10 protein-coding genes and 1 tRNA gene are annotated in these 12,583 nt (G+C 71.2%); 5 read left to right on the top strand and 6 right to left on the bottom strand.

The window, feature by feature from the left end:
- Positions 1 to 37 precede the first annotated feature (37 nt).
- From WME79_RS28025 to deoC, 3 genes are all read right to left on the bottom strand, one after another.
- Positions 38 to 877 (bottom strand): aldehyde dehydrogenase family protein, encoded by an 840-nt coding sequence (locus WME79_RS28025; protein ID WP_437539970.1) that lies wholly within the window; start codon positions 875 to 877, stop codon positions 38 to 40.
- 131 nt (positions 878 to 1,008) lie between these two features.
- Positions 1,009 to 2,562 carry an aldehyde dehydrogenase family protein gene (locus WME79_RS28030; protein WP_437520837.1) on the bottom strand — a complete coding sequence of 518 codons (1,554 nt, stop codon included), beginning with the start codon at positions 2,560 to 2,562 and terminating at the stop codon, positions 1,009 to 1,011.
- A gap of 64 nt (positions 2,563 to 2,626) precedes the next feature.
- Entirely contained in the window at positions 2,627 to 3,580 is a 954-nt protein-coding gene (deoC, locus tag WME79_RS28035) for a deoxyribose-phosphate aldolase (RefSeq protein ID WP_437520840.1), read from the bottom strand.
- Positions 3,581 to 3,658: 78 nt separating this feature from the next.
- On the opposite strand from deoC, the gene WME79_RS28040 reads away from it, so the two are divergent.
- The 5 genes from WME79_RS28040 to WME79_RS28060 all read left to right on the top strand — a co-directional run bounded on the left by WME79_RS28040 (position 3,659) and on the right by WME79_RS28060 (position 7,841).
- Complete coding sequence (locus tag WME79_RS28040) at positions 3,659 to 4,423, top strand: peroxiredoxin (protein WP_437520843.1); 765 nt, start codon at positions 3,659 to 3,661, stop codon at positions 4,421 to 4,423.
- Between the two features lie 126 nt (positions 4,424 to 4,549).
- Complete coding sequence (locus WME79_RS28045) at positions 4,550 to 5,491, top strand: alpha/beta fold hydrolase (protein WP_437520845.1); 942 nt, start codon at positions 4,550 to 4,552, stop codon at positions 5,489 to 5,491.
- 48 nt (positions 5,492 to 5,539) lie between these two features.
- Positions 5,540 to 5,611 (top strand) — tRNA-Thr (locus WME79_RS28050).
- A 683-nt stretch (positions 5,612 to 6,294) separates the two neighbouring features.
- Positions 6,295 to 7,245 carry a nucleotidyltransferase domain-containing protein gene (locus tag WME79_RS28055; RefSeq protein WP_437520848.1) on the top strand — a complete coding sequence of 317 codons (951 nt, stop codon included), beginning with the start codon at positions 6,295 to 6,297 and terminating at the stop codon, positions 7,243 to 7,245.
- Complete coding sequence (locus WME79_RS28060) at positions 7,242 to 7,841, top strand: hypothetical protein (protein ID WP_437520850.1); 600 nt, start codon at positions 7,242 to 7,244, stop codon at positions 7,839 to 7,841. Before WME79_RS28055 ends, WME79_RS28060 begins: the two co-directional genes overlap by 4 nt.
- Before the next feature lie 2 nt (positions 7,842 to 7,843).
- On the opposite strand, the gene WME79_RS28065 is transcribed toward WME79_RS28060, so the two are convergent.
- The 3 genes from WME79_RS28065 to WME79_RS28075 all read right to left on the bottom strand — a co-directional run bounded on the left by WME79_RS28065 (position 7,844) and on the right by WME79_RS28075 (position 12,539).
- Entirely contained in the window at positions 7,844 to 9,106 is a 1,263-nt protein-coding gene (locus WME79_RS28065) for a sigma 54-interacting transcriptional regulator (protein ID WP_437520853.1), read from the bottom strand.
- A gap of 3 nt (positions 9,107 to 9,109) precedes the next feature.
- Positions 9,110 to 11,008, bottom strand: coding sequence for a protein kinase domain-containing protein (locus WME79_RS28070; RefSeq protein WP_437520856.1), 1,899 nt, complete (start codon positions 11,006 to 11,008; stop codon positions 9,110 to 9,112).
- A 499-nt stretch (positions 11,009 to 11,507) separates the two neighbouring features.
- Positions 11,508 to 12,539 (bottom strand): synaptic vesicle VAT-1 family membrane protein, encoded by a 1,032-nt coding sequence (locus WME79_RS28075; protein ID WP_437520859.1) that lies wholly within the window; start codon positions 12,537 to 12,539, stop codon positions 11,508 to 11,510.
- Between the last annotated feature and the right edge of the window lie 44 nt (positions 12,540 to 12,583).

Here is a 12,583-nt window from a genome sequence, read left to right on the forward strand (position 1 = left end):
GCCGTTCACGGCGCCCGGTCGATGAGCGCCGCCCGCGTCACGGCCCGGCCGGGTGCCAGATCGTCTTCATCTCGACGAACCGCTCGATCCAGCGGGGGGACGTCGCCGCCTTGTCGTCGAACCACTCCGCCTCGCTGAGCGAGCGGGCGCGCACCCGCTTGACGCTGGCCGCGGCCGCCTCCTCGAGGCGCTTCGTCAACGCCGCGTCCACGCCGTGCAGATCGAGCGCGGCGACGTCCATGTGCGCGGCGAGGTGCGGCAGCACCTCCGCGAGCTGGCCGGTGAGGACGTTGACGACGCCGCCCGGGAGATCGCTCGTGGCGAGCGTCTCGCCGAAGACGAGCGCCGTGCGCGGATCCGCCTCGCTCGCGAGCACGACGCAGGTGTTGCCGGCGGTGATCACCGGCAGGAGAGCGCCCGCGAGGCCGAGGAGCGCCGGCCGCGGCGGCGCCGCGATGACGACGACCCCCATCGGCTCGGGCACCGTGAAGGTGAAGTGCGGGCCGGACACGGGGTTCAGGCTCGCGAAGAGGCTCTGGTACTTGTCGGCCCAGCCCGCATAGGCGACCGCGCGATCGATCGCCGCCAGGACCTCACGCTCGGCGGCGCCGGCGCCCTGCCCGCCGCGCTCGAGCGAGGCCGCGAGCTCCGCGCGCCGCGCCTCGAGCATCTCGGCGAGGCGGTAGAGGATCTGCCCGCGGTTGTACGCGGTGCGCGCCGACCAGCCGCCGAGCGCGCCGGCCGCTGCGAGCACCGCGTCGCGCCCGTCCTTGCGCGAGGCGCGCGGGATGTTCTCGACCGCGCCCGCGCCTCCGTGATCGCGCACCTGCGTGTACCTCCCGGACTCCGAGCGCACGAACGCGCCGCCCACGAACATCTTGTACGCCTTGCGCACGCCGACCCGCGCGCGCGCCTCGCCCGGAGGAGCGTCGAGCGCAGCCGCGCCGGCGCACTCGCCGATCGACGTGCACCGCTCGTCGCCGCCGCTGTCCTGGTTGCCGAGCGCCATCAGTCCACCTCGAGGTAGGCGAGCAGCCCCTGGCGCCCGCCCTCGCGGCCGAAGCCGCTCTCCTTGTAGCCGCCGAACGGCGCGCTGGGATCGAACTTGTTGAACGTGTTCGCCCAGACGACGCCGGCGCGGAGGCGCTGCGCGACCCAGAAGCTCTTCGAGCCCTTGCCGGTCCAGACGCCCGCCGACAGCCCGTACATCGTGTTGTTCGCCTTCTCGATCGCCTCCTCGGGCGTGCGGAAGGTCAAGATCGAGAGCACCGGGCCGAAGATCTCCTCGCGCGCGATCCGGTGCGACTGCGCGACGCCCGTGAAGAGCGTCGGCGCGAACCAGTAGCCCCGCTGCGGGAGCGCGCAGCTCACCGAGAAGCGCGCGGCCCCCTCGCGCTCCCCCGCCGCCACGAGCTCCTCGATCTTCGCGAGCTGCGCCCGCGAGTTGATGGCGCCCACGTCCGTGTTCTTGTCGAGCGGATCGCCGACGCGCAGGGTCGCCATGCGCTCGCGCAGCTTGAAGAGGAGCGCGTCGTGGACGCTCTCCTCGACGAGGAGGCGCGAGCCCGCGCAGCAGACGTGGCCCTGGTTGAAGAAGATGCCGCCGATGATCCCCTCGACGGCCTGATCGAGCGGCGCGTCCTCGAACACGATGTTCGCGGCCTTGCCGCCGAGCTCGAGGGTGAGCCGCTTCCCGGTGCCGGCGAGCACGCGCTGGATGCGCTTGCCGACCTCGGTCGACCCCGTGAACGCGACCTTGTCGACGCCGGGGTGGCCGACGACCGCGGCGCCGGTCGCGCCGGCGCCCGTGACCACGTTGACGACGCCGGGCGGGAGATCCGCCTCCTCGATGATCTTCGCGAGGAGCAGCGCGGTGAGCGGCGTCGTCTCGGCGGGCTTGAGGACGCACGTGTTGCCCGCCGCGAGCGCCGGGGCGAGCTTCCACGCCGCCATGAGCAGCGGGAAGTTCCACGGGATCACCTGGCCCGCGACGCCGAGCGGCCGAGGATCGCGCCCGGGAAAGGCGTGGTCGAGCTTGTCCGCCCAGCCCGCGTGGTAGAAGAAGTGCGCGGCCGCGAGCGGGAGATCGACGTCGCGGGACTCCTTGATGGGCTTGCCCCCGTCGAGCGACTCGACGACCGCGAGCTCGCGCGCCTTCTCCTGGAGGGCCCGGGCGATGCGGGAGATGTACTTGCCGCGATCGAGCGGGCGCATGCGCGACCAGTGCTTCTCGTACGCGGCCCGCGCCGCCTGCACGGCGAGATCGACGTCCTGCTCGGAGGCCTCGGCGAACTCGCAGAGCTTCTCCTCGGTCGACGGGCTGACGCTGTCGAGGTAGCGGCCCGAGGCCGGAGCGCGCCACGCGCCGCCGATGAAGAGGTCGTACCGCGGCGCGATCTTCACGTGGTCGCGGCCCTCGGGCGCCGGCGCGTAGCGCCAGGCGTCGCCGAACACGACGGCCGCGTCGCGCGCCGCGGTCGCGTCCCGCGCGGCGCTCGCGTCCCGCACGTCTCGCGGCGAGCCCCTGTCGCCGCCTGCCGCGGCGGTGCTGTTGTCGCTCATGCCGCGCACTCTACGCCCGCGGCCGCGCCTTGAACACCGACGCGGACCCGCCCTCGCGGCGCGGTCAGTCCTTGCTGAAATGATCCCCGCTCTGGTAGGCGCCCGTCCGCTCCTTCTCGAGCTGCATGAGCACGTCGTTGAGGAGCGTCGACGCGCCGAAGCGGAACAGGTCGCTCGTGAGCCAGGCGTCGCCAAGGGTCTCCTTGACCAGCACGAGGTAGTGGAGCGCCTGCTTCGCGGTGCGGATCCCGCCGGCCGGCTTCATCCCGATGCGCCGGCCGGTCGCCTGCGCGTGATCGCGGATCGCCTCCAGCATCACCAGCGTCACCGGGGGCGTCGCCGCCGGCGTGATCTTCCCGGTCGAGGTCTTGATGAAGTCGGCGCCCGCGAGCATCGCGATGCGGCTCGCCTTGCGGACGCGGTCGTAAGTCCCGAGCTCGCCCGTCTCCAGGATCACCTTGAGGTGCGCGTGCCCGCACGCCTCCTTGGTCGCGGCGATCTCGTCGTAGACCGCGCCGTACTCGCCGGAGAGCATCGCGCCGCGGTCGATCACCATGTCGATCTCGTCGGCGCCGAGCTCGACCGCCTGGCGGACGTCGGCGAGCTTGACGGCGAGCGTGGACAGGCCGCTCGGGAAGGCGGTCGCCACACTGGCCACCTTGACGGTCGAGCCCGAGACCGCTCGCTTCGCCACGGAGACAAGCTTGGGATAGACGCACACCGCCGCACAGGAAGGGATGTCCGCGCGCTCGTGGGGTCGAAGCGCCTTCTGACAGAGCTGCTCAACTTTTCCCGGGGAGTCTTTCCCCTCCAGGGTGGTGAGGTCCATCATCGAGATGGCGAGCTTGAGGCCGGCGACCTTGGCGGGGCCTTTGATGCTCCTTTTGCCGAGCCCGGCTGCGCGCTCTTCGACCATGACCTTATCCACGGTGGGCGAAGAGAAATCGGGGTAGGTGACCTCCCTGCCCTGGCGCACCACGCCGGGCGCGGCGCCGCTGTCGTTTCCGAAGATCGCCATCGGCCTCGTCTCCTGGCGCGGGAACGTACCAGAAGCGTCGGATCGATCCTACCGAGTGCGTGCTAACGTGGCGCTCTGATGAAGAGACGCTTCCCGATTGCCGTCGTTTTTGTCGTACTTGCTGTCGTCTTTGCCTTTGCCTCGCTGCTCGGGTGTGGCGCGGCCGAGCGACCCGATGGTGGACAAGGGCTGATCCCGGTCGGCGCGACGGCGCCCGACGTGTTCGCCGCGGATCAGCACGGCGCGATCCAGCGGCTATCCGACCAGCGGGGTCGGGCCGTGGTCGTGTACTTCTATCCGAAGGACGGGACGCCGGGCTGCACCGAGGAGGCGTGCGCGTTCCGCGACGCGTGGGATCGCTTCAAGCAGGCCAACGTGCAGGTCTTCGGCGTGTCTTCCGACACCCGCGAGTCGCACGAGGCGTTCGCGATCGAGCACAAGCTGCCGTTCCCGATCCTGGTCGACACCGATCACACGTGGGCCACCGCGTTCGGCGTGCCGATGCGGCTCGGGACGACGGCGCGCGTGACGTTCCTCGTCGATCCGGACGGCAAGATCGCGAAGGTCTATCCGGACGTGGATCCCGGGGTGCACGCGGACGAGGTGCTGAAGGACGCCGCGCAGCTCACGGGCGCCGCGCTCCCGGTCGCGCCAGCGGCGTCGGGCAGCGCAGCGCCGGCCGAAGCGGACACCGCGGCGCCGGCCGCCACCGGGGCGGCGCCCCCGGCGGCACCGGCGGGAGCGACGGAGCCTGCCACGGCCGCGCCGGTGGCGACGGGGACCATGCTGCCCCCGGCGGCCCCCGCGGCGCCCCCGGCGAAGGGTCCGCCGTCGAAGCGTTGACGCCGGCGCGCGCACGCGGCGCAGGAGCGCCAACGCGTCGCGCGCGGACCGCGCGGGCCGCGCAGAGGTCTGACAGGAGCATCTGCACACGGGAGCGCGCGCGTGGTGCGTAGGTCGTCGGAATTTTTGAACACCAACGGGTTGGATCTCTGCGTCCATCGCTTCCGCGACGACCACGCGCGGCCGACGGGCCTCACGCTCCTGCTGCTCCACGGCTTCCTCGACGCCGGGAGCACGTGGGATCTCGTGGCCGAGCCGCTCGCGCGGGCGGGGCACGACGTCGTCGCGCCGGACCTGCGCGGGTTCGGCCGGAGCGCCCGCGTCGGCACGGGCAGCTACTACTACTTCCCCGACTACATCGCCGACGTCGCGGCGCTCGTCGACGCGCTCGCGCCGGCGCGCCTCGGCGTGGTGGGCCACTCGATGGGCGGCGCGGTCGCCGTGTACTTCGCGGGCGCGTGCCCCGGCCGCGTGGAGCGCCTGGCGCTGCTCGAAGGCATGGGGCCGCCGGCGAGCGGGCCCGAGGTCGCCGTCGTGCGCGTCGAGGCGTGGCTGCGCCAGATGGCGGGGCTCGATCGCGCGCCGCGGAAGCTCTCGTCGATGCAGGACGCGATCGCGCGGCTCGTCGCGAACCACCCGCGCGTGCCGCGCGACGTGCTGGCGACGCGCGCGCCGCTGCTCACGCGGGAGGAGCCGGACGGCGGGCTCGCGTGGGCGTACGATCCGATGCACCGGACGACCTCGCCGCTGCTGTTCCAGGTGGAGGCGTTCATGACGTTCCTGGAGCGCATCGCGTGCCCGACGCTGCTCGTGAGCGGCGGGCCGACGGGGTGGCACCCGGAGGACGAAGCGGAGCGGGTGGCGAGGCTCAAGCGCGCGGAGCACGTCGAGTTGCCGGAGGCCGGGCACATGATGCACTGGTCTGCGGCGGCGGAGCTGGCGGAGCGGCTGGGCGAGTTCTTCGCCGCGGGGGGAGACGCCGAGGACGCGGCGGGCGACGGAACCGGGAAAGCAGCCGAAGCAGCGAGCGAAACCGGGTCGCTCGAGGACGGAAATAAAAGAGCTTGACTCGGCAGGGCGAGTGGGTAATCTGCGCGCCTCCTCGACGAGAGGCATGCCACCTTAGCTCAGTGGTAGAGCAACGGTTTCGTAAACCGTAGGTCTCGGGTTCAAATCCCGAAGGTGGCTCAACGTGAATGCCAGCGTGTTCGCTCGCCTGTGGGTGAGCAGGAGGCCGCTGGCCCTGGTGGTCTGAGCAACGCGACGAGCTCTGTAGCTTCGGTGTTCGTGAACCCGAGACCTACGGTTCACGAAACTGTTGCTCTACCGGCCGGCGTTCCGGATAGCGCGCCTCTGCTCGGTGCGCTGGTGTAGTCGCTACTTGTCTCGCGACGTCGAGCGCCCCCTGCGGACGTCGCATTCCGGCGGTGGAGAACTTCGCCGCCGCTCCCGAGGCGGAGGCTCTCACGAGCTCGTCCAGAGAGCGACCGCGAGCCCCGTCAGGGCGCAGCGCAGACGGAGCTCATGACGAAGCGCGCCGGGAGACTGCTGGCCGCGCGCAGGGCTGCGGGCCACGAGGCTGGAACTTTGCGACCGTTGTCGCGTCCTTTTCGAGGCGTCGCAGATCTATCGCCTCGACGGCTCGCCATCTCGCCTTCGGGCCTGCGCTGATCGCGGACAGCTCGCCGCCTGATCGCGATCCGCCTTTAGCCTGCTCCCAGGCGAGCATTTCCGTGCATTTCGCCCCCGATCGAGCCGGCACGACGGGTGCTGAAGAGCCCGGCTGGGTGCGACGGGCGCGTGCCTGTGCCGGAGCGATGGGCGCTCTGCATTCAGGGCAGGCCCGGCGCGCACCCAGGACGGGATGAACCATGTCGAGGAACTGGGATCAGACGCTCAAGGACTGGGCCGAGACGATCGATGCCACCGACGAGGAGCGGGGCAGCCGCGCCCGCGAGGCCATCAAGGAGGCGCTTCGCAGCGCGTCGAACCTGAAGCACAAGACGATCGATGTCTCCGTCACCGGCTCCTACCGGAACAACACCAACACGCGCACCGACAGCGACATCGACGTGGCCGTCGTGCTGCACGACGTTGCCTTCCACGAATTTCCTGCCGACGGCTCGGTGACGCAGAAAATGCTCAGGATCCAGGGCTCGGACTACTCCTTCGACTCCTTACGCAACGACGTCGAGGCGGCGCTCCGGGCCCAGTTCGGCGCCAGCAACGTCGCCGCCGGAAACAAGGCTTTCGACGTCCGTGCTTCCGGCGCTCGGCTCGACGCCGACGTGGCGGTGTTCCTGAAACACCGCCGCTATACCGGCAGGAAGACTGCAGTCGGAGAGTGGGAATACTTCGATGGCGTCGAGCTGCGCCCCCGCAACGCGCCCACACTGCGCATCATCAACTGGCCGGACCAGCACTACAAGCGCGGCGTCGCGAAGAACGACGCGACCAACAGGCGATTCAAGCGCTTGGTCCGCATCTTCAAGCACCTGCGCGCCGACATGGCCGCGCAGGGAGATGCCGAGCAAAAGAGCGCCGCCGGACAGGTGAGCTCGTTCGTCCTCGAGTGCCTCGTCCACAACGTACCGGACACGCACTTCAACCAGGAGGATGGTGGTTATATGAAGGATACGAAGGCCGTCCTGAGCTGGCTGCTGCGCGCCACCCAGCCCGGCTCCGACAGCTCTTCGCTGACCGAGGTGAGCGGGATGCAGCCGCTCTTCCACGGGCCGGCGCGGCGGACGCCAGAGCAGGCCTATGCGTTCATGAAGGCGGCATGGCGGCGGGTTCGTGGCGCAGAGCCGCTCCCCCGATGAACCGCGCGTCGCTCACGATCCTCGTGCTCCTCGGCGCCGCCATCTGGGCGCTCTCCCTGAGCGGGCATGGCTGGGTCCTGCCGCTGTCTTTCTTCACCCCGCTGTCGGTCGTGGTGTCGGCGATGTCCGTCGTGATTCTGCTCTGGGAGGTGTGGCTGTGGCGGCTCGGCCTGCTGCATCCCTGGCCCGTGAGTCAGCCTGTGCTGCGGGGAACCTGGCGAGGCGAGCTCACGTCCGCGAAGGGCGAGGCGCGCACCATCTTCCTCGTCCTCGATCAGGCGTTCTCCAGGATCGAGACCCGGACCTTCACCGCCGAGTCCCGCTCCGCGAGCATCGCCGCGCGTCTCGACAAGGTGGACGGTGACTTCCTGCTCGCGGCCATCTACCGCAACGAGCCTCACCTGCTGCTCCAAGATCGCAGCCGTATCCACCGCGGGGCCGTGTGTCTTCGGGTCCACGGGCCAAATCCCACGGAGCTCAGCGGCTGGTACTGGACCGACCGGGACACGAAGGGGCAGCTCCGCTTCGAGCGGGTCTCCCGGCAGCTCTCGAGCGACTTCGCGAGCGCTACCGCCCTCGCCGCGCCCTCAGCGTAAGTTCAGGCCAGCCCCAGCAGCCTGCGCAGCTTGCCCCGCGATACGCCGAGCCGGCGCGCCGCCTCCGACTGGTTGTCCCTGCACTCCGCGAGCACCTGCTCCGCCGCCTCCCGGGTCAGCGCCACCCGGGCGGCGGGCGGGCCGAGCACACGCTCGACCGCGTGCTGCGTGAGCGGCGCCGAGGGGCCGATCATCGCCGCGAGGCGATCCACGTCGCGCACGTTCGCCGGCCACCTCTCCAGCATGAGCCGCTCGACCGCCTCCACCTCGGTCTCCCGCGGATCGAAGGGCGCCCCCCGCCGCTCGCGCAGCGCCTGGAGCACGGCAAAGACGTCCTCCGGCCGCTCCCGCAGCGGCAGGAGATCGATCCGAACGAGGAACCGCGCCAGGAGGTCGCGACGGAACGCGCCCCGCTCCACCATCGCCTCGAGAGCCCGGTTCGTGGCGGCGATGAGCGCCACCTCGACCCGGGCCGGACGGTCCTCGCCCACCGGGAGGATCTCGCGGTTCTCGAGCAGGCGCAGGATCTTCGGCTGCACCTCGAGCGGCAGCTCGCCGATCTCATCGAGGAACACGGCGCCCCCCTGGTGCGCCCGGAGCACACCGCGGCTATCGCCCACAGCGCCGGAGTAGGCGCCCTTCTTCCAGCCGAAGAGCTGGCCTTCGAAGACGCTCGCGGGGATCCCCGCGACGTTGACGGCCGCGAACGGCTTGCCCCGGCGCCCGAGGGCCTCGACGACGGCCTCGGCGAGGAGCTCTTTGCCCGTGCCGGTCTCGCCCTGGAGGAGCACGTTGACCTCGCGACGCGCGACCAGGGCGAGGAGCTCCGCACGCACCACGGTGAGACCCCATGGGCCCACGAGGCGACCGAGCGGCGGCGCCGGCGACAGGGCGCCGGCGAAGGCCTCGCGGTAGACCAGGAGCGTTTTGCCGAGGCGCACGACGTCGCCGTCATCGAGGCCCATCCGCTGCTTTGCGCGGAGCGGAACGCCATTGAGGTACGTGCCGTTGCGCGAGCCGACGTCCTCGACCTGAAGGCGACCTCCCGTCCGGGAGAAGCTGAGGTGCCGGCCCGACACCTCGGCGTCAGGGAGGCCTGCCGACACGAGCCAGGCGCGGCCGACGACCTCGCCGGACGCGGGGATGGGCAGGGCCACGGCCCCGGGGAAGGCCGCGAGGAGAACGGGGTGACCGCGCTCCCCGTCGCCCGCCGACGGGGGCCGGTGCTCCTCGGTCGTGGGCTGAGAACGGCTGTCTGCGCGCATGGCTCAGGGTCCCTCGCTCGTCCTGGGATCGAGGTAAACGGCGAGCTTGATAGCGCCCCTCTCGGGGTCGTCGATGTGCACGTAGAGCCCTCCACACAGCGCCGAGACGAGCACAGGCGGGCTCCTCACGCGCCCCGGAAGGTACGCGCCGCCGTCGATGGAGAACTGGATCCTCATGTCCTCGACGTCCTCGGTGGTCACGGCGAGGCGATTGACCTCGTCACCGCTCGGAGACCCGATCTTGAAGAACGGCGCACACACGGGCGGATCGCCGATACGCATGCACACGTTGGAGGAAGGGCGGGACCTGGTGAGGTCCTGATTGCCGGGACCGATCACGCTCGACAAGCGCAACCACCACCGCGTGGCTCTGGGCAGCGGTGGAGGCGCGCCGGTGCACCGAGGGCAGCGGAGCTTCGTTGGCCCCTTGCATACCTGGTTCCAGGAGCAACACGCCTCGATCTCCGGGCTGCTCGCAGCTGGCACCTGCGGTGGCTCCAGCACGGTCGACGGGAGCGTCACTGACGCGGTAGACGGCGGCGAGGGCGGCGGGATGCTCCCAGCCATCGGCTCCTCCCGCGAGGCAACGAGGGAGAAGAGGCGCTCGATCCCGCCGCCCGCGATCCATGCCGTCGCGACGCCGATCACCGAGATCATGAGAGCGAGCGTCGCGAGCCTCCACCCGGCTCGCCGTCCAGCCGGCGATGAGCCATGCGCAGGCGGGGCCGGCGGCGGAGAGAGGTTCTGCGGCGGCGTGATGATCACGCTCGCAATCGGCGGCGGCGTCATCTTCGCCTGTTGCCTCGCGGGCACGGGCGCAGCACGCGGCGGCGTCATCTTCGCCGGTTGCGTCGCGGACACGGGCGCAGCACGCGATGGCGTCACGTTCTCCGGTTGCGTGACGGCCACGGCCGGGACCGGCGGCGACGTCATCGGCGACGTCGCCACCTGGTGCGGCAACGTCGGCGCGGACAGCAGCGGTGATAGCGTCCCAGCTGCCGCGAGTACGGCAGCTGCCTCCGGGTTGGCGGGCGCGGCGCCCGTCCGCAGGATCTCCAGCAGCGCCGCCCCGTTCGCCGGCCGTTGGAGCGGCGACAGCGCGAGACTGGCCTCCACCGCCGCGCCCCATGGCCCGGCGAGCCCCCGCGGCGGCCACACGATGCGCCCCGCCTGCGCGGCTTTGTAAGCGCGTGCGTAGTCGACCAGGGTCGCGCTTGACGCAAGGCCGGTGGGGTGACTGCGGAACAGGACCTCCCACGCCATGACGCCGAACGCGAACAGATCGCGCGAGGGTCCCTCGGCTCGCCCCCACGTCGCCGGGTCGACGAGCTCCGGCGCCATGTAGGGGATCGTGCCCACCACCGCCCCCAACGACGTCAACGGCCGCGGATTGCCCGCCGACGCCGCGATGCCGAAATCGAGCAGCTTGACTGCGCCAGGCCGCCGCGGGTCGGACCAGAAGCTGTCCGCGAGCAGCACGTTGTCCGGCTTCAGATCGCGGTGCACGAGCCCCGCGCCGTGCACGTACGCGAGCGCCGAGGCGATCTGCTCGAGCGCGGCCAGCGCGCGCTCGCCGTCCAGCTGCCCGTCGCTCGCCGCCACGGCCAGCGGCCGGCCCCGCACGAAGTCCATCACCAGGCCCACGAGCCCAGCGTGCAGATCCTCGAAGAAGCCGTGGCAGGCGACGAGCGCCGGGTGCTTCGCCGACGCGAGGATCTTGGCCTCGCGCCGGGCGCGATCGAAGCTTTGCCGCCCGGCGTCCTCGAGGCGAACGAGCTTCAGCGCCCGGACCACGCCGCCTTGGCGCGGGTCGATGACCTTCCACACCGCGCCCTGCCCACCCTCGCCAAGGGGCTTCACCAGCGTGTAGTGATCGACCCGATCGCCTGCGCGGAGCCGCACGCTGCCCCCTCACCCGGGCGCTGGCCGCGTTGCCAGCTGCTCGCCCCACGCCACGAGAATGACGGCCCCCTCCGCTGGCCTGCGCACCTCCCCCTCCGGCGCGGTAGATAGCGCGCCTGCGAGAACCACCGGACCGCTGTCGCTGATCTTGGCCATCGTGGATCGGCGGATCGCTGGCATGGTAAGGCCTTTTACCCCCACGAGCGCAACCACGAGAACGGCACGGAGCGGCACGAGACCGAGCACCAACGCCACGACCAGCGCCCACCTCGTCCGAGAAAGCGCCGCACGCGTCGCCGTCACGCCGGCGCCGGCCTTCGCCCGCTTCCAGGATCCGTCCTCGCCAACCGCTCTTCCGCCGTCACAGCCGCCATGACGGCGGCCGCCCCTTCCCACTTCGCCGTCCTTACCGGCGTGCCCGCCCGCGGCCCAGCCGCAGCCGCTCGGGATTGAGCTTCAGTTCTCCCGCCGGCCTCCGGCGGCCGCCGGTGCTCCCGCCCTACATCGTCAGCACGAGCTTGCCCACGGTGCTGCCCGACTCGATCGCCCGGTGCGCCTCGCCGGCGCTCGCCAGCGGGAACGTCTTCACCGGCGGCGCCGAGAGGCGCCCCTCCTCCACCCAGCCGATGAGCCGCTCCATGGCCTCGCGCAGGATCTCCGTCCTGTGGAAGAGATACGAGAGGTTGAAGGCCAGCACGCTCTTGTTGTCGTTGCAGAGATCGAGCGGGTTGAAGCGCGGCATCCGGAGGAAGTCGACAGCGAGCTTCGGGTAGCTCGGGCGTCCGCCCTGCCGCGGAAGCATCGTGTGGAAGCCGTACACGACGAGCTTGCCGGCCGAGGCCACGTGCCGGTAGCTCTGCCGCAGCGTCTCGACCCCGTTCGCGTCGAGGATCACGTCGTAGCCATCGGGCGCGAGCCGCTCCGCCGCTGCCCAGAGCGGCTCGCTGCTCTTGTCGATCACCGCGTCCGCACCGAGACGCCTCGCCGTCTCGACCTTGTGCGCCGCGCCCACCACGCCGACCACCCGGCAGCCGGCGATCTTGCCAAGCTGCACGAGCGCGCTGCCGACGCCGCCGGCGGCCGAGTGCACAAGCAACGACATGCCCGGCCGCAACCGCACGAGCTCGAAGAGCGCGTAGTACGCCGTCATGAACACCGCGGGGAAGCCGGCCGCCTCCTCCGGCGTGAGCCGCGCCGGCAGCGGAAAGACCTGATGGCGCGGAGCCGCGACGCGCGAAGCGTAGCCGCCGAATCGCGTCACGCCGAAGACAGGCGCCCCCGGCGCGAGATCGGTGACACCCTCGCCGAGCGCGGCGACGGTGCCGGAGAACTCGAAGCCGGGCGTGATCGGCCAGCCGACGTACTTCTTCGCCGACTCGTAAAGGCCCATGCGAACGACGCAGTCGGCGTAGTTGACGCCAGCCGCCCGCACGTCGACGAGCACCTCGCCGCGCGCAGGGACCGGATCGGGGTGCTCCTCGACGCGGAGTTTGTCGTGGCTGCCGGGCTCGTGGACGACGATCTTGCGCATGGATACCTGCTCTGCTGACGCTGCCTCACCGCGGATCGGACACC

It is taken from the genome of Sorangium sp. So ce726, from assembly GCF_051521405.1.
In the GTDB taxonomy this organism is placed as follows: Bacteria; Myxococcota_A; Polyangia; order Polyangiales; family Polyangiaceae; genus Sorangium.

Coding starts and splice junctions, on each gene's coding strand:
- WME79_RS28030 (WP_437520837.1), bottom strand. CDS start 2,562: ATGAGCGACAACAGCACCGCCGCGGCAGGCGGCGACAGGGGCTCGCCG.
- WME79_RS28025 (WP_437539970.1), bottom strand. CDS start 877: ATGTTCGTGGGCGGCGCGTTCGTGCGCTCGGAGTCCGGGAGGTACACG.
- WME79_RS28040 (WP_437520843.1), top strand. CDS start 3,659: ATGAAGAGACGCTTCCCGATTGCCGTCGTTTTTGTCGTACTTGCTGTC.
- WME79_RS28075 (WP_437520859.1), bottom strand. CDS start 12,539: ATGCGCAAGATCGTCGTCCACGAGCCCGGCAGCCACGACAAACTCCGC.
- WME79_RS28055 (WP_437520848.1), top strand. CDS start 6,295: ATGTCGAGGAACTGGGATCAGACGCTCAAGGACTGGGCCGAGACGATC.
- WME79_RS28060 (WP_437520850.1), top strand. CDS start 7,242: ATGAACCGCGCGTCGCTCACGATCCTCGTGCTCCTCGGCGCCGCCATC.
- WME79_RS28065 (WP_437520853.1), bottom strand. CDS start 9,106: ATGCGCGCAGACAGCCGTTCTCAGCCCACGACCGAGGAGCACCGGCCC.
- deoC (WP_437520840.1), bottom strand. CDS start 3,580: ATGGCGATCTTCGGAAACGACAGCGGCGCCGCGCCCGGCGTGGTGCGC.